Here is a 24,288-nt window from a genome sequence, read left to right on the forward strand (position 1 = left end):
AACCAGTCACTAATGGTTTCCGCAGTGATTTAGCCGCTGGCCTGTCATGATCACGTATGGACGCACTCGACGGTCCTGACGAGGAGACACTGTATGTCGACCGCAGCGACGGCGACATCGGCACGAAAGGCGCGTTTTACGTCGTCTACCGCGACGCCGACCGCGAGCGGCGCTGGGGCTATTTCTGTAGCAACTGCGAGACGTTCAACAACGCGATGGATTCGATGGGGCGCATCCGCTGTAACGACTGCTCGAACCTCCGCAAGGCCGAGGAGTGGGACGCCGCCCACGAGTGACAGCGGACCCGGGCGACCGGACTGTTTTCCCTTCTGACCGCCTCGGTGAGTCGGACAGTCGCTCAGAGAACCGGTCCCCTGCCAGTACCGATCCACCCGCTCAGCGCAGCCGCCGTCTGTCCCAGTGAACTGTCAGATAGGTGTCTAGTGGGAACGTTTATGCAATAGCCAATGATACTAACTTTCAGATGGGGGCCGTTACCACATCACTCGACGAGCAGGCCCGGTCGATATTCGACGACCTCGGATACACCGTGTCGCGCACTGGCACCGAACTGCGAGCGGAACACGACTGGCGGGTCGTCACGGTCTCAGTGCTCGACTCGCAGGACCCAATACCAGAGAGCGGCAATCTGCGCTGTTTCGTCACACGCACTGGCGAGGCAACACACCTCAGCCGCCGTCTCAATCGGCTAGACGTATCATATGACTGGGCCGTCATTGAAATCACCGAAGATGGCGACTACGAGGTGGTTCGTCACCCCGACGACACAGCCATGTCGGCTGACGCCAACACTTAGGAGTCTCTCCGTTCACCATCCGGCGTGCAAGTCGGTGTCATCAATCGAGCACTCGAACAGCTAGTCACGAACGTCGTCGACGCACTCCCGCGGCTTATAACCGCGTTCGTCTTTCTCGCCATCGCTGCAGTCGGCATCAAGGCAATCATGTTCGTCGTCCAGGCCGTTCTGAAGCGGTCGCTACCCGGCGAATCACCCGTGTACCGACAGTTTCTGTCGGTGATCGTACTCGTGTTTCTGTGGTTCGGCGTGGCGCTCTCGTTCCTCTCTATCGTCGGCCTGACCGTCATCGCCGCATCTCTCGGAACGGCGGCCGGATTCCTCGCACTTGGCGTCTCGTACGCGCTCTCGGAGATGATAAAGGACGCCGTCGCGGGCGTCTATCTCCTCCGCGACCCCGACTTCAACCCCGGTGACACGGTCAAAGCCGGCGACACCACCGGCGAGGTGGCCGCCATCGAACTCCGGAAGACGCGGTTCCGTGTCGACGGTGACACCGTCGTCAGAGCTAACACGGCCATCGAAGAACGCTGGACGAAAGTCAGCGCCGAGTCCTGAACGAGGGCGAGTCCCGCGCTACCCGTTCACACGAGGTGTTTAAGCCTCTCGCCATCATATTCGATGTATGTTCGTCGGGCATGCGCTGTTTGCGTTCGCCCTCGGAGCCCTCGCCGCGTGGTGGCTTGGACTCTCGCGCGAGCGAGCGGTCCAGTTGGGCGTCGTGGCCGGCCTGTTCGCCGCAACTCCCGACGTTGACATCGTCTACGCCCCCTTCGGACTCCTCGTCGGGGCTGCCGAGAACCTGACAGCGGACGGCTTCTGGGAGACAGCGAACGTCGTCCACCGCGGGCCGACACACTCGCTCGTGCTGGGGGTCGTACTCGCCGCCGCGGCCGGCCTCTGGGCAAGTAACTCTCGGACTGGCCGAGCCCTCGTGCTGGCCATCGGCGTCGCACTGACTGTTCTCACGGGCACACTTAGCGGTCCCGTCGCAGGACTCGTGACGCTCGTATTCATCGTAGCCGTGCTTGGTGTCGCCACAGTCGCACAGTCACGCGACATCAGTTCCCGGACGGTGGCGGGGCTGGCCCTACTGGGACTGCTTACCCACCCGTTCGGTGACCTCTTTACTGGCGGCCCGCCCCCGTTCTTCTACCCCTTCGACGTGAGCCTCGTCGCCGAGCGGGTGATACTCCACCCCGACCCGACGACGCACCTCCTGGCGGCGTTCGCCATCGAACTCGCGACGGTGTGGCTCGCCGTGTGGACGTACGCCCACCTCCGCGGATACGTGCTGACCGAACTCGTCCGTCCCCGGGCAGCGCTGGGAATTGGCTACGGGGCAGCTGTCCTGTTCTTGCCCGCACCGACGCTCGAAGAGTCGGCACACTTCGTGTTCAGCGTCCTCGCGCTGGGCGTCGTCGGTGCACCGACTCGGCCCTTCAGTGACGGTGTCGACTGGCTGGAGACAGTCGTGACGGGGCTGGCAGCGGTGACCATCGCCGCACTCGCGTACGCCATGGCATATGGGGCTGTCTGAAACAGTCCCCGCCGATATCGGTCGATAGGGTTTTTCCAGTCCGGGCTCACCAGACAATATGAGCCGAGACGTGGCGCGGTTGCTCCGGGACAGGCGCGTCAACGCCCTCGCGGCGTGGTGCATCGTCGCTATGCTGGCGGCCGTTTCGGTGACAAGTGCCGTTCAGGCCGACCTGTTGTGGGCCGGATTCGCGGCGGCCGTTGCGGCGCTGGCGCTGTTTCCGCCGGTTCTATTGCGCAACCGGGACGCCATGCTCCCCTGGGAAATCCTCTTGCTTGCGGCGTCGCCCGTCGTTGGCCGTCTGTTTGCAACGCTCTCGATGACCGGCAATCTCGCGACCTACCTCTCGGTTGCCGCCATCGCGCTCATCCTCGCCGTCGAACTCCAGCTCTTTACGCCCGTCCGGATGACGCCCCGGTTCGCCGTCGTCTTCGTCGCCATAACCACGATGGCTACCGCCGGCGTCTGGGCCGTCGTCCGCTGGGTAGCCGACCAGTTTCTCGGGACCACCTTCATCCTCGATCCGACGGTGTCCGAACACGTCATCGAGGAAGCGGTGATGTGGGAGTTCGTCGCGTCGACTATCGCCGGCATCGGTGCCGGCGTGGTTTTCGCGTACTACGTCCGCCGGCAGGCCGGGATCAGCCGCGTCCCCGAGGAGGTCCAGTCGGACGTATGAGGGTCCGTGACCGCTTCAGCATCAGCACAGCGACACAGCAACGGCTTTCGCGAGCCCTGTCACTCGCACTCATCGGCCTGCTTGCGGTTGGGATCGAGCGAGGCAACGTCGGTATCATCGTCAATTCGGGCGTCGCCATCCTCGTCACGCAACTCCCGGCGCTGCTGGAACGGGACTACGGCATCGCGCTCGACCCAGCATTGACTCTGTGGATCACCTCAGCGGCGTTCTTCCATGCACTCGGGACCGTTGGTCTCCCGGGGGCCGAGGAGAACTTCTATGTCACCATCTGGTGGTGGGACCACTTCACCCACGCTCTCTCGTCGTCGGTCGTCGCCGCGGTCGGGTACACGACGGTTCGCGCGCTCGACGAACACACCGATGAGATCTTGATTCCCCCGCGGTTCATGTTCGTGTTCCTCCTCCTGTTCGTGATGGCATTCGGCGTCTTCTGGGAGGTTATCGAGTTCTCGATCAGCCTCGCCGCGTCGGCGACCGGGAACGACACGATTCTGACACAGTTCGGGCTCAGCGACACGATGCTCGATCTCGTTTTCGATGGTATCGGCGCCATTATTGTGGCTATCTGGGGGACCGCACATCTCACCGACGCTGTCGGTCACGTCGAGGCACTGTTGAACCGCCAGTCGCAGTGACCTGTCCGTAGTTTTATCACATCGGTGTGTGAACAAATGTCACGCAGATGGTTTTCAAAAAGATCACACTCATCGGAACCAGTTCGGAAAGCTTCGATAAAGCCGCCGACGACGCCATCGAGCGCGCGGAGGCGACACTGGACAATCTCAAATGGGTCGAAGTGGAAGAACTCGGCGTCGAAATCGCCAGCGTCGAAGGTCGCGAGTACCAGGCCGAGGTCGTCGTAGCGTTCGAACTCGAAGAGTAGCTACGTTCGGAAGGACTCGCCACAGCCGCATTCGCTGACCACGTTCGGGTTCTGGACGTGGAACCCGGCCCCTTGCAGGCCGCCCTCATAGTCGAGTACTGACCCTTCGATGTAGTCGATACTGGCGTCGTCGACGAACACGCGAAGCCCGTTGCGCTCGAACACTTCGTCGTCGTCTTCCGGTTCGTGTTCGAACCGCATCCCGTATGAGAGGCCGGCGCAACCGCCCTGTTGGACGTACAGGCGGAGCCCGGACTCCTCGACGTCCATGCCTTCGCTTTCGAGAAGGTCCAGTGCCTCTCCCGCTGCCTGCTCGGTGACGGCTACGTCCTCGCCCCCGAGGTTCGGGTCGCCGTCGTCCGCTGTGCTGCTCATACACAAGTATCCACGCCCGAACGTGTTAACAGTGACGCCGGTGGAACACCGTGGCAAGCGTCAGAGACGGACGGCCACCGGGAACCGCGTTACTCCTCGAACCGTTTGCGGACGCTCTGGGCGTGGGCTTCCAGCCCTTCGGCTTCGGCGAGGGTTGTAATCGTGTCCGAAATATCGTCCAGCGAGTCCTTCGAGAGTCGCTGGACCGTCGTCGACCGGACGAACGTGTCCACGGAGAGGCCGCCGGAGACTCGTGCGCTGCCGCCGGTCGGCAGGACGTGGTTCGTCCCGGTCGCGTAATCGCCGGCCGCAACAGGGCTGTACGGGCCGAGGAACACGGACCCGGCGGAGGGAATCCGTTCGAGGAGCGATTCGTCGTCGTCGGCCTGAATCGAGAGGTGCTCGGCGGCGTACTCCTCGGCGAAGAGGACAGCCTCGCTCATCGAGCGAGCGAGGAGGACGCCGGACGCGTCGTTGTCCAGCGCGGCGCGGATGACCGCCTCGCGCTCCCGGCCGTCGGCCTGCTCGTCAACGGCCTCGACGACTTGCTCGGCGAGGGTCTCGTCGTCGGTGACGGCGACGACGGAGGCGTTCTCGTCGTGTTCGGCCTGTGCGACGAGGTCCGCTGCGACCAGTTCCGGGTCCGCGTCGCCGTCGGCGACCACCATGACCTCGGAGGGGCCGGCGAGGAAGTCGATGGCAACGTCGCCACGGACCTCGGCCTTCGCCGCCGTGACCCAGCGGTTGCCGGGGCCAACGACAATGTCGGTCGCGCTGACGGTTTCAGTCCCGTAGGCGAGCGCCGCGATGGCCTGTGCGCCGCCGACCTGATAGACGGCGTCGGCTCCGGCGACGTGGATAGCCGCCAGCGTGACGGGATTGACCTCCTCGGCCGGCGGGGTGGCGACGGCGACGTGCTCAACGCCGGCGACTTTCGCCGGGATGACACCCATCAGCACGCTCGAAGGGTAGGCCGCTGTGCCGCCGGGCGCATACACACCAGCGCTATCGAGCGGCCGGTACCGACGGCCGAGTTCCCGTCCGTCGAAGTCGTCGCGCCAGTCTTCGGGGACCTGTCGCTCGTGGAACGCGCGGATGTTCGCCGCGGCGTCCTCGATGGCCTCCCGCACCTCGTCGTCGATCTCCTCGTAGGCCCGCTCGGCGGCGTCCGTGATGTCGATGTTGCCCACCGACACGTCGTCGAACTCCTCGGCGAAGCGCCGGAGCGCCACGTCGCCCTCCTCGTGGACCTGCGAGACGATGTCGCGCACGTCGTCTCTGACGGCGTCGACGCCGGCGTCGCGGTGGAAGAAGGCGGCCCGCTCGTCGGGACCCAGGTCGGCTATCGTCCGTACGTTCATACACCCGGTTCGGGACGGGGCAAAAAACGGGTTTCCCTTCTCGTCAGCGTTTTCCGACACTCGGGCGTACACCGGCTATGGCCTCAGTCGACGACCACCGTCGCCGGACGACCGACCTCCCTCCAGCGACGACGGAGTATTTCGCGCCCGAACTGGCGACTATTGACGGCTATCTGGAGACAGTTCCACCGGCTATCGATCCGGCGGCCGGCGACGCCGCAGTCGGCCCGATACACGGGCTCCCGTGGTTCTACATCGCCGACCTGACCGGGTGGCGCGGCAGCACGCTCGCCCGGCTGCTGGCCGCTGAGCAGGACTGTCGCTGCTACGAACTCTCGGCCGGTGCCGCGGACGCGCTCCCGGCCCTGTGGTCCGTGATCGACGAGAGCGATGACGGGCCCGTCGTGCTCCATCTGGAACTACAGGGCGAGGGCGGGCGGATTCCGCGCACGCTACAGGAGGCGCTCCGGCGGGGCTACACGCACACGCCCGACGGCTGGGACGAGCCCGTGAGCGGCGAGCCGTCGAACCTCCACGTCGTCTTCACCGATACGAACCCCTCGAAGCGGCTGGCAGCACCACTACCCGCCGCGACCACGCCGACCACCGGCGCGGTCCTCTCGTATGCGCCCCGCCGGAGCATGCTCCCCGAGCGACCCGACGGGACGACGATGCTCCCGGACCCGCCGGCGCTCCGCGACCGCGAGGCCGAACTGGAGCAGTTCCTGCTGGCCGCCCTCGATGGCTACGGCGACGACGACGCCAGACAGCAGTACGTCGACCGGGCCGTCGAAATTCTCTCAATCACGCACTCGCTCATCGGCAAGCGTGACCTGCTGTTCGACGTGTCGCCGCGGCTGGCGCTGAAATACGGGGGCCTGCTGGACCAGATTTCGGTCGGGGCGGCGACGGACCGACTCGGACGGGACGTGCTCGGGCAGGTGCCACAGAGTCCGGGGAGCGAGGACATTCGGGCGACGCTGCGGGACCTGCTACCGGAATAAGGCGCTAAAACCAATAATCTGAGAGATTGTCGGTTTCTTTGACTGAGACCCGCTGAAAAATCGGAGTGAGGTTGTTTGAATTGCTTAGACGCACTTCGCGTCCAAGTCCCGCGATAGCGCAACACTGGCCCCGTCACCCGAAGCGGTGAGATCGACAGCGACGGCCTCTGCTACCGTCGTGTTCACGCACTCGACAGTCGCCACCACACTGCCCTGTTCGCCGCTACTGAGCGACGCCGGAGCGTCAACGGCCGTAACGTTCAATCGTTGATTGTCCTCGTGACCGGTCACCGCCGTCTTGAGATTCATAGGACTGTCGAACCGGTTCTCGACAGTCAGCAGCGTCACGTTCGCGGTCGTGTTGCGCTCGACTGCGACCGACTGTACGTCGATACCCAACAGCGCATCCTCGTCGTCTGCGACGGTTACTTCTATCGAGCGGTCAGCGGAAACGGCGGTAAACGCCCCCGTCTGAACGACGAGTGTCATCGACACCGCAAGCGCACACAGCGCAACCGACACGGAACTGAGCTTCACTTGTCGCTCACCCCCGGCGGCTTCTCGGTCCCACCGAGCCGGAGCCGCGAATACGTGACGTACGTGTGGATGGTGGCCGAGACCAGCAGCGTCACCACGATGAACGCGGCACAGGAGAATTCGGGAATCGACGCCAGCGGCCCCAGATCCGCCCACGCACCTGTCAGCATGACAATCCCGAGCCCCGCGAGTCCCAGATAATAGAGACTCCAGGGGATGTCGGCTCCCGGCACCACGTCGAGGTACACCTCCAGATCGGCGACATTCTCGTCCAACTGCACCGTCTCCCGCGTCGCGTCGTACTGCACGAAGCCCCTGTCGTCCATCTTCGGGAGGTGGTGCTGATGCAGCGCCGTCTTCACGCGCTTGGTCTCCGCTGACGATAAGTCCCGAGTGGACTTGTCGTTCTCCCACGCCGCCACCTGTTCGGCCACCTCTCTGAGGTAGACTTCTCGGTCACGTTGTTTTAAATAGTGAAATACGTACCGCCGACGCCTGTTGCTGAGTATCTCGAATACTTGGTCCTCCGTGGGCCGCTGATTTCGGTCCTGTCCTCCACCGCCCTGGGAAGTATCGACTACTGTCTCGCTCATACATACTGCCACCACGCAGTTCCCGCAAACTGTGAAATGTTATGACACCACATAGTTAATAAATATACACTTATTGATAAGGTGACGCTATCATTTAGCCAACACCCTCAGTTCTGCGGGCCTGGCGAGTAAGGCCTGATTAGAATCCTGCAAACACCGATTGCACACCGCAAACGATGATTGCAGCGGCGCAATCTGTCTCTGCAGTGTGGCCGCTGTGTATACCAAAGGGGTGATAGGTTATTGCTGCAAGTGAGCGCACCTCAGGCGTGGTGTCGGTGACGTGACTGGTCGAACGGGTGTGCACACGGAGACAACACAATGCAACGACGCAAATTCCTCGTCGGAATGGGATCGCTCGCCGCCGGTTCGGCGGCTGCAATGGGTACTGGTGCAGTTGACAGAGTGACTGCAGGACGGGATGTAAGCATATCCGTTGTTGGTGATGCTAGTGCCGAAGTCCAATTAGTGGCTACGAGTAAATATGCTAGCTATAATAATGATGATGCTCTTGAACTTGACCTGCCAGATCTAAACCCAGACGCAGACTTAGAATTTTACGACCTATTCACGATAAGGAATGCCAGTAACCAGTCACTCGGAATTTTTGTTGATAATGCTGGGGCTGCGGCTAGCAATGACCGAGAGGAACCACCAGTTAATGCGAATATGTACGATGAAGTAAAAAATGCTCTGGGTACCGCACAGCATGGGTGGTTTGATGAGGACAGAAATGCTGGAAAAATCAATCAAGGAGAAGCAATGCCGAGTGCCTATAGAAGTGGAAGCACCAATGATACTACCAAAGGTTGGAACCCTGCAAGCGATCCGTATATCCTTCGCCCAGGCAAAGAATTAACGCCGGATTGGTACATATTTGATATACCTGGTTCAGGTGCGAGTGTCTCTGCTACTCTGGATGTTTGGGCCTTCTCGCAGGAATTTGCCCAAGTAGCTGAGAAGGGTCCATAAAATATAGCAGTATATTTTATTGATTGTATAGATGCCCAGCAGATACTGGTTTGTGAGATTATTTTATAGATTGTTGCTCTTTTTTGTCGTAGTACTTATTATTGGACAAATTTTCGATCATCCAGTCCTGCTTAGCTTCGTTGAGACTGGCAGCATGGAACCGACATTAAATGTCGGGGATGGATTTGTCTCTATACCATCATTTGTAATCGGACCAGTTTCAGAGGGTGATGTTGTCGTCTTCCGCGCAGAGGAAATCCAAGGTGGCGGCCTGACAACCCACCGAATCGTTGGGGAGACTGATCGCGGATATATCACAAAGGGAGACGCCAATCCGTTCACGGATCAAGACAGCGGTGAACCACTAGTCAAAGACGAACAAATAGTCGCAGTCGTCTGGCAACCAGGCGGCAAGGTGCTGGCAATTCCCGGTATCGGAACAGTTGTCACTGGGACCCAGGATGTCTTGCGGACGGTACAGGGGACACTCGCTGCTGCACTCGGAACCCGCTCGCTGCTCGGCGTCCAGGGGCTGGCCTACCTCATCTTCGCGCTCTCGATACTGTTCTATGGGGTCGATACGTGGCGGGACAGCAGCCGGGACCGGACCTCACGGGAGCGGTTCCGCGACACCGGCACGAGCGCACACCTACTTATCGCTGTCTTCACCGCTATCATCGTCCTCAGCGCGACAGCGGCGATGGTCGGCCCCGCCGGTTCCCAGCAGTTCGGCGTCGTCAGCGCGGAAAGCGATTCACCGGGACCGCGTGTCATCGAACAAGGGACCAGCGAATCGGTGACCTACCCCATCGGCAACGGCGGCGTCGTTCCGGTGGTCGTCTTCCTCGAACCGGGGAGTGACACAGTCGGTGTTCAGCCCCGAGAGCTGTCGGTCCAGTCGCGGTCTGTCCAGAACACCACACTGACGCTTTCCGCACCGCCGGAGACCGGCTACTACCGCTACTATCTCACAGAGTACAGATATCTAGCGCTGTTGCCACAGAGTACGATACGCGCGCTGTACCAGGTCCACCCCTGGGCGCCCATCGTCGTCATCGACGCCATGCTCGGGATTCCATTCTACCTCGTGGGCGTGTCGCTCGCTGGCTCCGGACGAGTGCGTGACCGGTCGCGTGAGAGGGAGTCGTCATTCGGGGTTCGACTCCGTAGAGGAATCCAGAATCTGTATCGGTAGTCTTCCGTCCCCGAGGTATTGGAACCATAACAAAACAGGTTCCCTTTCCGAATCATGCCATGGCACGGAGGTGGCTCCGGGTTCGGGAGATACTCGACGCGCAGTTCCTCGGTATCGTCGCGGTGCTAGTCATCGTCACCGCGGCGGGTGGGTGGCTGACCTATCAGGGGCACGTGAATCTGGGAACCACGACCGAGCAGGAAATTGTGTCAGTATGGGAAACAAACGGGACATTCACACACGCGGCGGCCGTCAGCAACGAGAACCCGGTGTACGATGTGGGAACGACGCTACGGGCACAGCCGCTGTATCTGGACTCTATCACACCGATACTGAATGGCAGTTTCGTGTTCCAGTATACTGCCAGTGAGAGCGGGGCTTTGGATTTGCGCGTAAGCCAGCAGTTCAGGAAGCGGAAGGTTGTAGAGCGTGATGCCGGCACAGCAGAGATCTGGCAGACTACGACAGGCTTCGGTAACAGAACGGCCGAAGACGTGGAGCCGGGATCGACCGTCCAGATCCCGTACGCGGTCAACGTGACGCAAGCACGAAACGAGTCACAGCAGATCGACGACCGGCTGGATAATCCACCGGGAGAGCTACAGATGAGCGTCTTTACCACGGTAACTATCACGGGCACGGTCAACGGTCAGGAAATCTCACAGACTCGCGAATATACCATGCCTATCACACTAGAAAGCGGTGGATACAGCGTCAACGCAACAGGGGCAACAAATCAGGAGGAGACGACTCGCCCCGTCGAGGTACCACAAGAACCGGGGACCCTCCAGTCGGTCATGGGACCGCTCCTGTTCGGTATCGGATTCGTCGGCCTCGTGGGGCTGTTTGCAGCCCGGGCTCGTAATGCGCTATCACTCACCGACGCCGAACGGGAGCGACTCGCGTTCGAGGACGACCGAGACACGTACGACGAGTGGATCAACAGAATCGAACTGCCGGGCGAGACCGCTGACCTGCCGCGGGCAGAAGCGGACTCTCTCGGTGATCTGGTCGACTTCGCCATCGACACCAATAACAGCGTCATCGAGAATCCGGACGACGGCGTGTTCTTCGTACTCCACGACGGGTACCGATACGCGTACGAACCGCCGGCGCTCGACGAGCCAGAGGGTGACCAGACAGATCGGAGTGAACCTGATGGTGCCGATGCGAATAGGGGAATGTTCACCCCGAACGAACTGACCGATGGCGAACCGGACGCGAACGCGCCCGGAGAAACCAGTCCCGATGACGCGGATCACAGCGGTGAGTAAGGACCCGTTACACCACACAATACTGGAAACATGTTACTGGGGTTGTTACACCTTACCAGTCATACGACAGCTGTAAGCCGCGCCAAACGCGAACAACATCGCCGAGAGCCCCAGGCCGTACAGCGAGACCCCGATCGGGGCGTTGAACCGACCGGGTGCATCCCACTGTGACGGATATGTCGTGACAAACAACAGGACGGCGGCGCTACAGATGGCCGTCCCGCCTATTGCGACAGCCGTCGTTCTGTGGCTGCCGAGGAGCATCGCGACAGCACCGAGGACGAACACGGGAATTCCCAGGCCGGCGGCCACGATAGCGAGTTCGCGGACAGTGTAGAACTGACTTGTTCCGTACGTAGCGGTCTCGTTCCAGAGGAAGACTCCCCAGCCGACCACGGTCAGTAGCAGTCCCCCCATCGTCAGCCCAGCGCCGGCGTATACGTCGACCTCCGAAACCGCCTCCAGAGAGCCGATGTAGCGCTGATAGCAGTCCAGTAGCATGTTGTCGGGCTTCTCTGTCGCCATACTCTCACTGAGACCGACTACCATACTTGTTATTATTCGAATACTTACAGTAACAGTGGATTTCACCCACGCCCATCAGTTCAGTTCGGCGACGCCCGGAACTCTGTCGAGTTCAGTTCGCGTCGCTGACGATTTTGACGACCGCTCCCTCTTCGAGTTCCGTCTCGTCGCTGATACGGCGGTTCTCGCGGGCATCGACGGCGTGGATGTAGCCGTCGCCGATATCCGAGTGGACGGCGTAGGCGAGGTCCGTCGGCGTCGACCCGCTGCGCAGCAGGAACGCGTCGGGGAGGACGTTCCCCTGACCGTCGGTCCAGTGGGTCTCGTTCTGGACGGGATACGCTGTAAAGTGGTCGAGCAGGTCGTAGACGGCGGTGTCGAGCGCGCCCTGGACGCCGGTGCCGCCCCACTCCTCCATCACGTCGCGGATGCGGTTCAGGCCCTCGCGTTGCTGGTCGCTCACGTCGCCGACGATGTCGAAGTCCGGGTCACCCGGGTCGTAGTCGATGACGCCGGCCTGCGCGGCGTTGCGTAGCGCGAGTTCGCCGTCGGCCGTCGCCGGCACGACCACGTCGGCGGCCGCCTGCAGGGCCTCGATGTTCTCCTCGGGGGCGATGTCGGCCTTGTTCGCGACGACGACGAGCGGCTTCGTCCGCTGGCGGATCTCCGTCGCCAGCGCCTCACGGTGCTCGTCGGTCCAGGCGATAGGGTCCTCGGGGTACTCCAAGTCCCGCAGGGTGCGGGCTACGTCCAGTTCGGAGGCCCCGACGCCGGCCAGCATGTCCACGAGCGACTCGTCGAGCTTGAAATCCGGCGACCGGGACTGCCGCTCGATGGACTCCCAGTTGCGCTCGACGATGCTGGCGAGCCACAGGTCCATCTCCTCCTCGATGAAGTGAACGTCCTCGACCGGGTCGTGCTCGCCGACCTCGACGGGTTCGCCCTCGGCGTCGGTGCCGCCGGAGGCGTCGACGACGTTGAGAATCACGTCGGCGGTCGACAGTTCGTCGAGGAACTGGTTCCCGAGGCCACGGCCCTCGTGAGCCCCGGGGACGAGGCCGGCCACGTCGATGAGTTCTACCGGGACGTACCGCTTGCCCGCCCGGCAGTTGTCGTCGCCACAGCGCTCCTCCCGGTCGAGACAGGGACAGTCCGTGCGGACGTGGCTGACCCCGCGGTTGGCGTCGATGGTCGTGAACGGGTAGTTCCCAACGTCCACGTCGGCCATCGTCGCCGCCTTATAGAAGGTAGACTTGCCGGCGTTCGGTTTGCCGGCCAGCGCGATAGAGAGCATGTCAGCCCCTACCAGTGGCCGTCGAAAGGGGGTTTCGGTTCGGCCTTACGGGCTGACCCACTCGCCGCGCTCGTCGCTGCGCGCTACGGCGTCGAGGACCCGCTGTGCCGCGAGCCCGTCGGCGAAAGAGGGCTCCTGCGTCCCGCCCTCGGCGACGGCCGTGAGGAACTCGTAGTTCTCGTGGACGAACGTGTGCTCCCAGCCGATGACGTGGCCGGGGGGCCACCAGTGGTCGACGTAGGGGTCGTCGGCGTCCGTGACCAGCACCTGCTGGAAGCCGCGGTCGCCCTCCGTGAGCACCTGCAGTTCGTTCAGCCGTTCGAGGTCGAACTTGATTGCGCCCTTCGACCCCTCGATTTCGATGTTGTGGGCGTTCTTGTGGCCGTTGGCGACCCGGGACGCTTCCAGCGTGCCCATCGCCCCGTTCTCGAAGGCAATCTGGGCGCTGTAGGCGTCGTCGACGGTCACCGGACGGGTCTCGTCGCTGCCCTCCACGGGACGTTCGTCCGTGAACGTCCGGAGGTGCCCGCTCACGTCCGTTATCTCGCCGGCGGCGTCGCCGAGCAGGAACCGGGCCAGGTCGACCGTGTGGGAGCCGAGGTCGCCCAGCGCCCCGCTGCCGGCCATCTCCTCGTCGTTGCGCCAGGACCACGGCGCGTCGGGGTCGACCAGCCAGTCCTGGAGGTACTGGCCGCGGAAGTGGTGAATCTCGCCGAGTTGGCCGTCGTCGATGAGTCCCTTCGCGTACTGGATAGCCGGGACGAACCGGTAGTTGAACGCCGCACCCGCGGGGACGTCGGCGTCAGCGGCCGTTTCGGCCATCTCCTCGGCGGTGTCGAGCGTGGGCGCGAGCGGTTTCTCACAGAACGTCGGCGTCCCGGCCTCCAGCGCGGCGATGGACGGCTCGGCGTGGACGTGGTTCGGGCCGAGGTTGTAGAACACGTCTACCTCGTCAACGATATCCCGCCAGTCCGTTGCAGTCCGGTCGAAGCCGAACTGGTCGGCCGCGTCGGCCAGCGCGTCCTCGTCGCGGCCGACGAGCACGTCCTTGTTGACGGCGGGCGCTTCGGGGAAGAACATGGGCAAGCGGTCCAGCGCGTTGGCGTGGGCCTTGCCCATGAACTTGTAGCCGAGCATGCCGATATCGAGGGTCATACACGGCTGTTCACCCGGGACCGAAATAACGCTCAGGGTGACGGCAGGGCGGCGGACCGCCGCGAGGGAAAAGCCAAAACCGGATGCGCGTGTTGATACTCCATGGCCACTGAAACGACCGTTCGTATCGAGGATATCATGTCGACGCCGTTAGAGACGATTTCTGCCGACGAAACCGTCAAAGCGGCCGCGACGCAGATGCAAGCGCAGAACATCAACGGCATCTTCGTGCCGGGGGCAGAGGCGGGCATCATCACCACCACCGACATCGTTGATGCCGTCGCAAGCGGGAAGGACCTCTCGTCGGCGACCGTCGGCGACGTGATGACGTCGCCGGTCGAGCGGGTGACGACCTCGCTCGAACTGGGCGAGGCCGCCGCCATGATGACGACTTACGACATCAAGCACCTCCCGGTCATCGACGAACACCAGGACTACGTCGGCATGGTGTCCTCGACGGACATCACGCAGGCGCTGTCCTGAATTGCGGCTCTTTTCGGCGCCGCGTCGCCGGCTATATGAAATCGTCCAGCCCGGCCGCGTCACCGCCGTTGTCGCCCGTGCCGGGAAGCGCGTCGGCGATAGCCGAGGTGAACGAAGAGAGGCCGCGGGTCTGGTACCAGACTGTTCCGGGGCCGGTGAAGTCCATCACGAGGCCCTCGCCGCTGAGCAGCGTCGACTTCAGCCCGCCGACGCGGTGGGCGTCAAAGTTGACTGACTCCTCCCAGGCGACGACATGGTCGTTGTCGATTGTGTAGGACTCACCGGCGTCGAGTTCGACGGTCTCCAGTCCGCCGAAGGCCTCGATAAGGACGTTCCCGGTCCCTTTCAGCGCCAGCGGCGTGATGCTCGCGCCGGCCAGCAGCGACTGGATACCGCCGAACTCCGAGTCGATGTCGATGGCGGGGTCGGCCGCGAGGAAGGCCCCGTCGACGGCGTACAGCGTCTCGCCGGCGAGTTCGTGGTGGTGGACGTCGCCGGGCGTCGGCGGCGCGAGGGTGACGATGCCGGGACCGCCCTGGGCCGTGAACTCGTTTGCGAGCAGCGATTCACCGCCAAGCATCGATTTCGCGGAGCTAAGAAGGCCGTCCCGGCTGGTTGTGGTTTCGATGTCGATAGTCGGCGAGTGGCTGACCATCGCGCCGGGTTCGGCGAGTATCGACTCGCCGCTGTCGAGGGCGGCGCGGACGTGCGTGTACGAGGGCTTGTGTGTAAGTTCGATATCCATAGAGTGTCACTGGATACGGGAATCCGGTCGTATTATCTCACAGACACTATATAAGCCTACGTGCCGAGAAAGCCGCGTCGCTCGTTGTACCGGTCACTCAGCCCAGTAAGCGTCGCCGGGCCGAGTCTCGAAGACAGCGCGGTCGAGTACGTCGACCGCTTTCTCCAGCCCCTCACGTGCGCTGGTCAGCGAGTCCTCGTGTTCGATAGAGAGCGCTCCGTCGTAGCCGACCATCCGCAGTGTCGACACCACGTCTTTCCAGTGGGACTCGTCGTGCCCGTAGCCGATAGAGCGGAACAGCCACGACCGGTCTGCCTCGTCCGTGTACGGCGCAGTGTCCAGTACGCCCTTCTCGCGGGCGTTTGACTCGTACACTTTCGTGTCCTTGGCGTGGACGTGGTGGATGGCGTCGTGCTCACCGAGCAGGCGGATCGCCTCGGTCACGTCGATGCCCTGCCAGTACAGGTGCGACGGGTCGAAGTTCGCGCCGATGCGGTCGTTCGTCCGGCGGCGCAGTTCGAGCAGGCCGCGGGGCTCGTAGACGAGCATGTTGGGATGCATCTCGATGGCGACGTCCACGTCGTGTGCGCCGGCGTGGGCCGCGAGGTCCGACCAGTACTCGTCGGCGACGCGCCACTGGTACTCGTGGGCGTCGGCGTGTTCGGTCGGCCACGGCGCGGTGATCCAGTTCGGAACCTCGTCGTCGGGGCCGCCGGCAGGCAGCCCGGAAAAGCCCGTGACGGTGTTTACGTCGAGCTGGTCGGCCAGCCGAATCGCTTCCCGGAGTTCCCGGTCGGCCTCAGCGGCGCGCTCATCGTCGGGGTGGAGCGGATTGTTATGTGTCGCCAGCGCGCTCACCCAGAGGTCGTGGTCGTCAAGGAGCGCCCGCAGTTCGGCCTGCTTGTCCTCGTCGTCGAGGTACGCTTGCCGGTCAAGGTGGTCGTCACCGGGGAAGCCGCCACACCCCAGTTCGACTGCATCGACGCCCAGGTCGCTGAGATACGCCAGTGCCTCGTCGAGGGACTGTCCGCCCAGAGGGACCGTCAGTACGCCGATATCCATACCCAGCGATACAGCCGGTGTCAAAAAAAGCGTACTGCCGACGCGCTGGTCTCGCTGTCCGGCCAGCAAGCGATACAGACCGGAAAGAGAACACCGAGGGGACAGGTCGGCGTAAAGGATTAACGCCGGGAGTGCGGTGGTTCTGTCATGATTGTGGCCGTACTCGGAACCGGACAGCGGGGGCGGGATATCGCACAGCGGTGTGTCCGTGCGGGCCACGAAGTGCGTCTTCGGGGAACAGATGCGACGGACGTGATGGACCGAGTCGACGAGATTCGGCGGGCGCTAAACGATGACGTCTCGGCCAGTATCGACGGAACCACCGGGCTCGAAAGCGCCGTCAGCGGCAGCGACATCAGCATCGACGTAACCGACGGCGGGACGGACAGCCACCGAGAAGTGGTCGCCGAAACGGAGACCATGGTCGAAGATGAGACGCTCATCGCCGTCAGCGACACGTCGCTGTCGGTGACTGCGGTCGCGACCGGCCTGCGGAGCCCGGACCGGGCCGTCGGTCTCAACCTTGTCGACCCGCCGGACGGCGCTATCGTCGAGGTCGTCATCGCCGAACAAACGACAGCGGCGACCCGCGACAGAGTCACTGACTTCGTCGAGAGTCTGGACGCCTCACCGGTCGTCGTCCGCGACACGCCGGGGTTTGCCTCGCTCCGACTCGAGCTCGCTACCATCGCCGAAGCGATCCGGATGCTCGAGGACGGCGTCGCCGGCGTTCGTGATATCGACCGGACGTTCGAGCGTGGCGGCTCGGACCGTGACGGGCCGCTCGTTCGCGCTGACCAGCACGGACTGGAAACGGTGTTGACGGCCCTAGAAGACCTCGCCGAGCGGCTCGACGAGCGGTTCGAGCCGCCGGCGCTGCTCCGTCAAAAGCTCGCGGATGGACAACGCGGTGCAGTCTCCGGCGAGGGGTTCTACGTCTGGGAAGACGGCGAGCCGACGACCGGGGCCGCCCCGGACCCGGAGGTACCAACGCGAGACAGCGATCCAGATCTCAGATGAGCACGCAGGAGGACACCCCGGCCGAACCGGAGAGAGAGGACGATGAGTTCGCGACCCTGTTCGACGAGCTGCAGGAGTTAGAACAGCTTGTTGACTCCGAACACGAGCGCCAGCAGGTCCGAGATGCGATGCGCGCGGCCGCCGATTCACAGGACCACGAGCCTGCGACCTTCGGCCGGGTCGTCTGGGGCTTCGGCCGGTCCGACCTCGCGGAGGCGCTGCTCGGCTCGCTGCTGTTCGGGATTCCCATGGCCGTCGAGGGCGGGACAGTCGACGCCGGCCGTCACATCGCCCAGCATCCGCTGTATCTCGCGGCGACGGTCGTCATCGCCATCGGGCTGGTCATCTCGATTCTGTACGTGGCCGACTTTCAGGATGTGCGAGTGGCGAACCCGATTTTCGGGCTGATTCCCCGGCGACTCGTCGGCGTCACCGGAACAGCGCTAGTCGTCTCCGTGGCCCTGCTCACGGGGTGGGGGCTGGTCGAGTGGTCGGCGGACACCGCAGTCGTCTACGAATCGGCCTGCATCTGTGCCGTGGCGTTCGTTCCGATGGCGATCGGCGCTGCGCTCGGGGACATTCTGCCCGGGAACTAGGGCCATGGCAGTCTCTCGCGGTGGCGGTCGCGTTTGGCAATCGTTAAAAGCCGCGGTCGGATACAGAGAGGTATGAGCGAGAGCCAACAGAAACAGGCGCGCAAGTGCGTCTCGTGTGGCATCAACATCGCCGGCACGAACGCCGCCGCGTTCAAGTGCCCGGACTGTGGCCAGCAGATCTACCGCTGTGCCACCTGCCGGAAGCAGAGCAACCTCTACAAATGCCCGGACTGCGGCTTCATGGGGCCATAACAATGGGGAAAGTAGCAGCCAAGATCAAGGTCATGCCGGAAAGTCCCGAAGTCGACCTCGACGACCTGCAGGAGCGTCTCGAGGGCGTGCTTCCCGAAGGAACGAAGATCAACGGGTTCGAGCGCGAGGACGTCGCCTTCGGTCTCGTCGCGCTGACGCCGACGGTCATCGTCCCCGACGACACTGGCGGCACGGAAGCCGTCGAAGAGGCCTTCGCGAACGTCGATGATGTCGAGTCGGTCTCCGTCGAGAGCACCGGTCGCCTGTAATCGACTCGCCGCCGTCGTTTTCTAGTTGAGTCTGTAGCGACTGCAAGAGCACGACCAGCGACAGTCGCGGAACGCACGTTTTATTAGGGCGACCGGATTAGCGAGGAGCAAGAATGCCTAGTTCAAACGGACCCCTCGAAGGAACACGAGACAAGCTCAAGAACAAGCCCCGTGACCGCGGCACCTCGCCGCCACAGCGCGCCGTCGAAGAGTTCGACGACGGCGAGAAGGTTCACCTCAAGATCGACCCGTCCGTGCCCAACGGGCGCTTCCACCCACGGTTCGACGGTCAGACCGGGACCGTCAAAGGGAAGCAGGGTGACGCGTACAAGGTCGACATCGTCGACGGTGGCAAGGCGAAAACCATCATTGTCACCGCTGCGCACCTGCGCCGGCAAGAATGACGATATTCAAAGAGAAAGTCAGCGAGGAGTTCCTGACGGTCGCAGAGACCAAGGAGATACTCGAAGACCTCGAGATGGAGCGGGCCGCGGACGAGGACCGCGAGATGCGCTACGAGCTAAAGCGGGCCATCGAGCACGTCAACCGCTTTGCCGTTCTCGACCCCGAGGAGTCGCTACAACTGGTCGAAGACCTCGAAGAACTCGAGAAAGTCGACACGCCGACGGCCTACAAAATCGCGAACCTGCGGCCGCTGGACCGCGACGAGCTCCGGGCCGTGTTCGCCCAGGAGCGGTACACGCTTGACGGTGACGAACTCGACGAGATACTCAACATCGTCAAGCAGTACGCATAACGAGGAACTCGTCAGCTCGGTTCTCGGCCGCTCTCTCTACGTTTACAGACGAGCAGCCACGCGAACAGATTCGTTCCCGTTGCCGCCAAACGGACACGAAGGGAGCGCCGGCGTCCCGTGAAGCGGTTCGGGGCATCCACCGGCATTAAGTATGCTGTGCTCGTACTGCCTGACATGACTGAATCGGAGAGCGGCGGCGACACTATGATGGCAGCTGTCCTCGATGTGCTCCCGCACGGACGGCCCGGCGACGACCGGCCGCAGCACCAGAAGGAGCCGCTCGCGTACGCGCTCGACATCGATGAGTTCTATATTTACGAGTTGCAGCTTGCGGACAAGGACGCTGACATCGCCTTTGGCGACCGCGTTGACTTGACGGAGTTCGGCCGCGTGACGGAAGTCGAGTTCGAAGATATTCCGAGCGGCGCCCGTTCGGAACTCGACTACGCCGTCGAGGAAGTCGTCGAGGCAAACGAGCAGCGGTTCGTCGACTTCTACAACGACGCCCAGCCGATCACGCTGCGGCTCCACCAGCTGAACCTCCTGCCGGGAATCGGCAAGAAGCTCCGGAATACGATTCTCGACGAGCGAAAGCGAAAGCCCTTCGAGAGCTTCGACGACCTCGAAGAGCGCGTCAACGGCCTCCACAGTCCAAAGGAGACGCTTGTCGAGCGGATACTCGAAGAGCTACAGGACGACGACCTGAAGTACCGGCTGTTCGTCCGGCGCGAGGAGCAGTCCTCATAAGCCTGTCAGCTGCAAGCAGCGAACCCGACAGCCGACAGTATAAGGCGACCCTTTTCTACCGCGACCCGCTACGGCTCGCTAATGACTACGATCGAGACAGGGAGTCGGGACCCCGACGCGCTCGTCCGGCGGGCCGGCAAACGGGCCGACACCCGACAGGACCAGCACTTTCTCGTCGACGACCGGGTGCTGGACCGGATTCCCGAGTACGCGACCGAGGCCGATATCGACACCGCGCACGTGCTGGAGATCGGCGCGGGCCCAGGGGCGCTGACGGACCGCCTGCTCGCGGCGGCCGAGCGTGTGACCGCAGTCGAGCGCGACCCGGACTTCGCGGCGCATCTCCGCGAGGAGTTCGCCGAGGAGGTCGCGGCGGACCGGCTCACTGTCGTCGAGGGCGACGCGCTCGACGTCGACCTCCCCGAGTTCACCGCCAGCATCTCGAACCTGCCCTACGGCGCGTCCTCGGAAATCGCGTTCCGACTGCTGCCCGAAGGACGGCCGCTCCTGTTGATGTTCCAGCGGGAGTTCGCCGAGCGGATGGCCGCCGGCCCGGGAACCGACGACTACGGGCGGCTCTCGGTGACAGCGGGCCACTACGCGGACGTGGAAGTCGTCGAGACGGTCCCGCCGGAAGCGTTCGACCCTCAGCCACGGGTCACCAGCGCGCTCGTCCGGACGACGCCGCGGACGCCGGACTACACCGTCCCCAGCGACGACTTCTTCATGGACTTCCTGAAGGCAGTGTTCACACAGCGCCGGAAGACGATGCGAAACGCCGTCCGCAACACGGCCCACATCTCCGGGCTTGGCGATCCCGACGCGGTGGTCAAGGCGGCCGACGAGGACCTGATGCGCGCCCGCGCCGGGAAGCTCACGCCGGCCGACTTCGCCACGCTGGCGACGCTCGCCTACGAGGTCGGCCAGCCGGAGGTCTGAGATGGGCGAGGAGCCGAGCGACGCGGCCGACGCTGGCGGGGACGGCGACCGCCCCTCGCTGGCCGACCAGCGCGGCGTGGAATCGGTGTACCAGCCCGCGGAGGACTCGGACCTGCTGGCCCGGACGGCCCGCGAGCGAGTCGGGGCGGGCGATACCGTCCTCGACGTGGGGACGGGGTCGGGCTACGTCGCCGCGACGCTCGCCGAGGCCGGCGCGCGGGCGGTCGGGGTCGACGTGAGCCCGCTCGCGTGTCGGGAGGCCGCCGGCAACGGCGTCCCGGTCGTCCGCGGGGACCTCGTCGAACCGTTCCGGGCGGACGCCTTCGACCTCGTGGCGTTCAATCCCCCGTATCTGCCGACGCCGCCCGAGAAGGAGTGGGACGACTGGATGGAACACGCGCTTTCGGGCGGCGAGGACGGCCGCCGGCTGGTCGACCCGTTCCTCGAAACCGTCGAGCGCGTGCTGGCCCCGGGCGGCGAGGCGCTCGTGCTCGTTAGCAGCCTCACGGACCCGGATGCGGTGCGAGCGTACGCGAGCGACCACGGACTGGCAAGCGAACGCGTGGCGAGTGAGAAACATCCGTATGAAGTGCTCGTCGTCCTGCGGTTCTCCGCCGAGTAATTACCGTTGGGCATTTAATCGAATAGGAAATATTAAAGCCCGTCATTTCATAGCCCAGGGCAATGACACAGGTAATCGCCACGACACCTGGGCTCTTTCCGCTCCCGGACTGGGCCAAGGACGAACTGGCAGATCTGAAAGGTCATCAGAAGACCGACCTCATCTCGGGCGACGAGTCCGGTGAGGTCGTTGCGGCCTACGACGAGGCCCGCGAGGAAGTCATCGGCGTCCAGCAGGACGCCGGCCTTGACCGCGTTGTCGAGGGCCAGTTCCGCTGGGACGACATGCTCGCGCACCCGCTGGCCGTCCACGACAGCGTGGAGACGAAAGGCATCGTCCGCTACTACGACAACAACAACTTCTATCGGGAGCCAGTCGTGCAGGGCGACCTCTCCGCCGACGGCGGCGACGTGGCCGCGGACCTCGATGCCGCCGCCGACGTCGTCGACTCGGGCCTGCAGGCGGTCCTCCCCGGACCGTACTCGCTCGCGGACCTCGCCACGGACGAACACTACGGCGACGACGCCGAGTTCCTCGATGCGGTCGCCGACTTCCTCGTCGAGGAAGTGAAGTCGTTCCCCGAGGTAGAGACCCTGTTCCTGCTTGAACCGTCGCTGGTCGAGAACACGCCAGAGGACGGCGAGGACAAACGCGCCGCCGAGGCAATCGATGCCATCGCCTCGGCTGCCGACGCTGAAGTCGTCGCCCACACCTACTGGGGCGCAATCGAAGAGAAGGCCTACGCGCATCTGATGGACGCTGACGTGGATGCCATCGGCTTCGACCTCGTGGCGAACCACGATCAGACGGTCTACAACGTACAGGAGTACGGCACCAAGGACGACGTGGCACTTGGCGTCGTCGACGGCCAGAACACGCTCGTCGAGTCGCCCCAGACCATCCGCGACCGCATCGACTGGTTCGAACAGCAGACCAACACCGCCTACGACACCGTCTACGCGACGGCGAACACGGAAACGTTCTATCTCCCGGTGAACAAGTTCGAAGACAAGCTCGAAGCGCTCGCAAACGCCGCGGACCTGGAGGCGGCGGAGGCATAAGACGATGACAGGACCACGAGACCAGTTCAAACCGGCGGATCACCCGAACGACCACTTCCTGCTGACGACCGTCGTCGGCTCCTACCCTAAGCCCAAATGGCACGACCGCGCCCGCGAGCTGTTCGAGGACGAGGACGCCGACTTCGGCGAGGACGAGTGGGAAGAATCGAAAGACGACGCCTCGCGGCTCATCACCCACGAACACGAGCGTGCGGGCCTCGACGTCATCTGTGACGGCGAGATGCGCCGCAACGAGATGGTCGAGTACTTCGCCCACCGCATCGACGGCTACGAGTTCAACGGCCGCGTGAAGGTGTGGGGCCACAACTACTTCGACAAGCCCTCGGTCGCTGACGAGGTCGAGTACGGCGAGCAGTGGCTCGTCGAGGAGTTCGAGTTCACCGACGAGGTGGCCGAGCGACCGGTCAAGGTCCCGATCACCGGCCCGTACACGCTCGCCAACTGGTCGTTCAACGAGGTCTACGACAGCGAGGAGCAACTGGCCTACGAGCTGGCCGAACTCGTCAACGAGGAAATCGAGGCGCTGGTCGAGGCCGGCGCGCGCTACATCCAGATCGACGAGCCCGCCCTCGCCACGACGCCGGACGACCACGCCATCGTCGGCGAGTGTCTGGAACGCATCGTCGACGAGATCCCCGACGACGTGCGCCTCGGGCTACACGTCTGTTACGGCGACTACTCGCGTATCTACCCCGAAATTCTGGACTACCCCGTCCACGAGTACGACCTCGAACTGGCCAACGGCGACTACGACCAGCTCGACGTCTTCAAAGAGCACGAGTTCACGAAGGACTTCGCGATGGGCGTCGTCGACGCACACGTCGCCGAAGTCGAACCTGTCGAGGAAATCAAGGAGAACATCAAGAAGGGACTGGAGGTCGTCCCGCCGGAGCGACTCACCGTCTCCCCGGACTGTGGCGTGAAGCTCCTGCCGCGCGAGGTCGCCTACGGCAAGATGGAGAACATGGTGCAGGCGGCCCGCGAAATCGAAGAAGAGCTGGACGCCGGCGAGATCGATATTGTTGCGAGTGGTGCACAAGCGCACGCAGACGACTAAATCGGCGGGAAGACCCGGCCACGAGTTGTCAACCGTTTTTGTAGCGGACGAGTAGCGAGTATCCGAACGCAGCAAGGGGCTCTCGGATTGTGGTATGACTGACCGTATTTCGACGAGAGTTGGCTACGATTTCGTCAACTATCGAATTCTCTCGGGCGCACCGCACCCGAATCCGGCAAATGTCGCAGACAGGTACAGCGGCTATCCGGAACTGGAATCAGACGAGACCTGTGGAACCGCTGGCTAGCAGTATCTCGAACAGGCCATCACGAGGTTTCCTGAGCACAAAAGCTCCCGGCATAAAGTAATTAATTTTCTTATGTATCCTCGAATCCATCAGCTAAACTGGAAGCTATTTGCCAGTAGTTTGTTCGACAACTATCGAACCTAACATCGACCTAAGGGGAAAACAATTATTATTGAACTAATAAT

General features: G+C 63.1%; 33 protein-coding genes. 24 read left to right on the plus strand and 9 right to left on the minus strand.

Annotated elements, in window-relative coordinates; all coding sequences use genetic code 11:
* Positions 1-56: 56 nt before the first annotated feature.
* The 7 genes from D3D01_RS00755 to D3D01_RS00785 all read left to right on the plus strand — a co-directional run bounded on the left by D3D01_RS00755 (position 57) and on the right by D3D01_RS00785 (position 3,940).
* Entirely contained in the window at positions 57-296 is a 240-nt protein-coding gene (locus D3D01_RS00755; protein WP_121510920.1) for a DUF5816 domain-containing protein, read from the plus strand.
* 188 nt (positions 297-484) lie between these two features.
* Positions 485-817, plus strand: coding sequence for a hypothetical protein (locus D3D01_RS00760; RefSeq protein WP_101349666.1), 333 nt, complete (start codon positions 485-487; stop codon positions 815-817).
* A 24-nt stretch (positions 818-841) separates the two neighbouring features.
* A complete protein-coding gene (locus D3D01_RS00765; protein ID WP_121510921.1) occupies positions 842-1,375 on the plus strand; it encodes a mechanosensitive ion channel domain-containing protein in 534 nt (177 codons plus the stop codon).
* Positions 1,376-1,442: 67 nt separating this feature from the next.
* The gene (locus D3D01_RS00770) at positions 1,443-2,357 is read left to right on the plus strand and encodes a metal-dependent hydrolase (RefSeq protein WP_121510922.1); all 915 of its coding nucleotides are present in this window, start codon (positions 1,443-1,445) and stop codon (positions 2,355-2,357) included.
* 58 nt (positions 2,358-2,415) lie between these two features.
* A complete protein-coding gene (locus D3D01_RS00775) occupies positions 2,416-3,036 on the plus strand; it encodes a hypothetical protein (RefSeq protein ID WP_101349663.1) in 621 nt (206 codons plus the stop codon).
* Positions 3,033-3,692, plus strand: coding sequence for a hypothetical protein (locus D3D01_RS00780; protein ID WP_121510923.1), 660 nt, complete (start codon positions 3,033-3,035; stop codon positions 3,690-3,692). The genes D3D01_RS00775 and D3D01_RS00780 overlap by 4 nt, the downstream gene beginning before the upstream one ends.
* 47 nt (positions 3,693-3,739) lie before the next feature.
* A complete protein-coding gene (locus D3D01_RS00785; protein ID WP_004516608.1) occupies positions 3,740-3,940 on the plus strand; it encodes a dodecin in 201 nt (66 codons plus the stop codon).
* Here D3D01_RS00785 and D3D01_RS00790 read toward each other — a convergent pair whose 3' ends face one another.
* Both D3D01_RS00790 and hisD read right to left on the minus strand, forming a co-directional pair.
* Positions 3,941-4,315, minus strand: coding sequence for an iron-sulfur cluster assembly accessory protein (locus D3D01_RS00790; protein ID WP_053968479.1), 375 nt, complete (start codon positions 4,313-4,315; stop codon positions 3,941-3,943). It abuts the gene before it with no gap.
* Positions 4,316-4,404: 89 nt separating this feature from the next.
* Positions 4,405-5,676: a histidinol dehydrogenase gene (gene hisD, locus D3D01_RS00795; RefSeq protein ID WP_121510924.1), complete on the minus strand. Its 1,272-nt coding sequence runs from the start codon at positions 5,674-5,676 to the stop codon at positions 4,405-4,407.
* Between the two features lie 77 nt (positions 5,677-5,753).
* Here hisD and D3D01_RS00800 point away from each other — a divergent pair, with 77 nt between their 5' ends.
* The gene (locus D3D01_RS00800; protein ID WP_121510925.1) at positions 5,754-6,680 is read left to right on the plus strand and encodes a hypothetical protein; all 927 of its coding nucleotides are present in this window, start codon (positions 5,754-5,756) and stop codon (positions 6,678-6,680) included.
* Positions 6,681-6,764: 84 nt separating this feature from the next.
* On the opposite strand, the gene D3D01_RS00805 is transcribed toward D3D01_RS00800, so the two are convergent.
* Positions 6,765-7,217 (minus strand): hypothetical protein, encoded by a 453-nt coding sequence (locus D3D01_RS00805; RefSeq protein ID WP_147439891.1) that lies wholly within the window; start codon positions 7,215-7,217, stop codon positions 6,765-6,767.
* Positions 7,214-7,810, minus strand: a complete 597-nt coding sequence (locus tag D3D01_RS00810) for a hypothetical protein (protein ID WP_121510927.1) — start codon at positions 7,808-7,810, stop codon at positions 7,214-7,216. Before D3D01_RS00810 ends, D3D01_RS00805 begins: the two co-directional genes overlap by 4 nt.
* 321 nt (positions 7,811-8,131) lie before the next feature.
* Between D3D01_RS00810 and D3D01_RS23375 the strand changes: the two genes are divergently transcribed.
* From D3D01_RS23375 to D3D01_RS00820, 3 genes are read left to right on the plus strand one after another with little or no spacing between them, the layout of a single operon-like run.
* Complete coding sequence (locus D3D01_RS23375) at positions 8,132-8,782, plus strand: hypothetical protein (RefSeq protein ID WP_147439892.1); 651 nt, start codon at positions 8,132-8,134, stop codon at positions 8,780-8,782.
* A 31-nt stretch (positions 8,783-8,813) separates the two neighbouring features.
* A complete protein-coding gene (locus D3D01_RS00815; protein WP_121510928.1) occupies positions 8,814-9,977 on the plus strand; it encodes a signal peptidase I in 1,164 nt (387 codons plus the stop codon).
* A 59-nt stretch (positions 9,978-10,036) separates the two neighbouring features.
* The gene (locus D3D01_RS00820) at positions 10,037-11,251 is read left to right on the plus strand and encodes a DUF5305 domain-containing protein (protein ID WP_121510929.1); all 1,215 of its coding nucleotides are present in this window, start codon (positions 10,037-10,039) and stop codon (positions 11,249-11,251) included.
* Positions 11,252-11,296: 45 nt separating this feature from the next.
* Here the strand turns inward: D3D01_RS00820 and D3D01_RS00825 are convergent, their stop codons facing one another.
* From D3D01_RS00825 to D3D01_RS00835, 3 genes are all read right to left on the minus strand, one after another.
* Positions 11,297-11,800: a hypothetical protein gene (locus D3D01_RS00825; protein WP_121510930.1), complete on the minus strand. Its 504-nt coding sequence runs from the start codon at positions 11,798-11,800 to the stop codon at positions 11,297-11,299.
* Between the two features lie 88 nt (positions 11,801-11,888).
* Positions 11,889-13,070 carry a redox-regulated ATPase YchF gene (locus D3D01_RS00830; RefSeq protein WP_121510931.1) on the minus strand — a complete coding sequence of 394 codons (1,182 nt, stop codon included), beginning with the start codon at positions 13,068-13,070 and terminating at the stop codon, positions 11,889-11,891.
* Positions 13,071-13,115: 45 nt separating this feature from the next.
* A complete protein-coding gene (locus tag D3D01_RS00835; RefSeq protein WP_121510932.1) occupies positions 13,116-14,225 on the minus strand; it encodes a Gfo/Idh/MocA family protein in 1,110 nt (369 codons plus the stop codon).
* Between the two features lie 102 nt (positions 14,226-14,327).
* Between D3D01_RS00835 and D3D01_RS00840 the strand changes: the two genes are divergently transcribed.
* Complete coding sequence (locus D3D01_RS00840; RefSeq protein WP_004962786.1) at positions 14,328-14,708, plus strand: cyclic nucleotide-binding/CBS domain-containing protein; 381 nt, start codon at positions 14,328-14,330, stop codon at positions 14,706-14,708.
* Positions 14,709-14,739: 31 nt separating this feature from the next.
* On the opposite strand, the gene D3D01_RS00845 is transcribed toward D3D01_RS00840, so the two are convergent.
* Positions 14,740-15,453 (minus strand): TIGR00266 family protein, encoded by a 714-nt coding sequence (locus D3D01_RS00845; protein ID WP_121510933.1) that lies wholly within the window; start codon positions 15,451-15,453, stop codon positions 14,740-14,742.
* A gap of 93 nt (positions 15,454-15,546) precedes the next feature.
* Positions 15,547-16,515, minus strand: a complete 969-nt coding sequence (locus D3D01_RS00850) for a sugar phosphate isomerase/epimerase (RefSeq protein ID WP_121510934.1) — start codon at positions 16,513-16,515, stop codon at positions 15,547-15,549.
* Positions 16,516-16,662: 147 nt separating this feature from the next.
* On the opposite strand from D3D01_RS00850, the gene D3D01_RS00855 reads away from it, so the two are divergent.
* The 12 genes from D3D01_RS00855 to D3D01_RS23610 all read left to right on the plus strand — a co-directional run bounded on the left by D3D01_RS00855 (position 16,663) and on the right by D3D01_RS23610 (position 24,103).
* The gene (locus tag D3D01_RS00855) at positions 16,663-17,535 is read left to right on the plus strand and encodes a 3-hydroxyacyl-CoA dehydrogenase family protein (RefSeq protein ID WP_121510935.1); all 873 of its coding nucleotides are present in this window, start codon (positions 16,663-16,665) and stop codon (positions 17,533-17,535) included.
* Complete coding sequence (locus D3D01_RS00860; protein WP_101349654.1) at positions 17,532-18,131, plus strand: DUF2391 domain-containing protein; 600 nt, start codon at positions 17,532-17,534, stop codon at positions 18,129-18,131. The genes D3D01_RS00855 and D3D01_RS00860 overlap by 4 nt, the downstream gene beginning before the upstream one ends.
* A gap of 72 nt (positions 18,132-18,203) precedes the next feature.
* Positions 18,204-18,383: an HVO_2753 family zinc finger protein gene (locus D3D01_RS00865; protein ID WP_004516620.1), complete on the plus strand. Its 180-nt coding sequence runs from the start codon at positions 18,204-18,206 to the stop codon at positions 18,381-18,383.
* Positions 18,384-18,385: 2 nt separating this feature from the next.
* Entirely contained in the window at positions 18,386-18,652 is a 267-nt protein-coding gene (locus tag D3D01_RS00870; RefSeq protein WP_004593354.1) for an elongation factor 1-beta, read from the plus strand.
* Positions 18,653-18,765: 113 nt separating this feature from the next.
* The gene (locus tag D3D01_RS00875; RefSeq protein ID WP_101349653.1) at positions 18,766-19,056 is read left to right on the plus strand and encodes a 50S ribosomal protein L21e; all 291 of its coding nucleotides are present in this window, start codon (positions 18,766-18,768) and stop codon (positions 19,054-19,056) included.
* Positions 19,053-19,409: an RNA polymerase Rpb4 family protein gene (locus D3D01_RS00880; protein WP_121510936.1), complete on the plus strand. Its 357-nt coding sequence runs from the start codon at positions 19,053-19,055 to the stop codon at positions 19,407-19,409. Before D3D01_RS00875 ends, D3D01_RS00880 begins: the two co-directional genes overlap by 4 nt.
* A 174-nt stretch (positions 19,410-19,583) precedes the next feature.
* Positions 19,584-20,156 (plus strand): DUF655 domain-containing protein, encoded by a 573-nt coding sequence (locus D3D01_RS00885; RefSeq protein ID WP_101349651.1) that lies wholly within the window; start codon positions 19,584-19,586, stop codon positions 20,154-20,156.
* A gap of 81 nt (positions 20,157-20,237) precedes the next feature.
* Positions 20,238-21,095 carry a 16S ribosomal RNA methyltransferase A gene (locus tag D3D01_RS00890; RefSeq protein WP_121510937.1) on the plus strand — a complete coding sequence of 286 codons (858 nt, stop codon included), beginning with the start codon at positions 20,238-20,240 and terminating at the stop codon, positions 21,093-21,095.
* A gap of 1 nt (position 21,096) precedes the next feature.
* Complete coding sequence (locus D3D01_RS00895) at positions 21,097-21,717, plus strand: HemK2/MTQ2 family protein methyltransferase (RefSeq protein WP_121510938.1); 621 nt, start codon at positions 21,097-21,099, stop codon at positions 21,715-21,717.
* Between the two features lie 62 nt (positions 21,718-21,779).
* The gene (locus D3D01_RS00900) at positions 21,780-22,778 is read left to right on the plus strand and encodes a 5-methyltetrahydropteroyltriglutamate--homocysteine methyltransferase (RefSeq protein ID WP_121510939.1); all 999 of its coding nucleotides are present in this window, start codon (positions 21,780-21,782) and stop codon (positions 22,776-22,778) included.
* A 4-nt stretch (positions 22,779-22,782) separates the two neighbouring features.
* The gene (locus tag D3D01_RS00905; protein WP_101349647.1) at positions 22,783-23,856 is read left to right on the plus strand and encodes a methionine synthase; all 1,074 of its coding nucleotides are present in this window, start codon (positions 22,783-22,785) and stop codon (positions 23,854-23,856) included.
* A gap of 94 nt (positions 23,857-23,950) precedes the next feature.
* The gene (locus D3D01_RS23610; protein ID WP_158600421.1) at positions 23,951-24,103 is read left to right on the plus strand and encodes a hypothetical protein; all 153 of its coding nucleotides are present in this window, start codon (positions 23,951-23,953) and stop codon (positions 24,101-24,103) included.
* Positions 24,104-24,288 lie beyond the last annotated feature (185 nt).

The sequence above is a fragment of the Haloarcula sp. Atlit-7R genome, assembly GCF_003666065.1.
GTDB lineage: Archaea > Halobacteriota > Halobacteria > Halobacteriales > Haloarculaceae > Haloarcula > Haloarcula taiwanensis.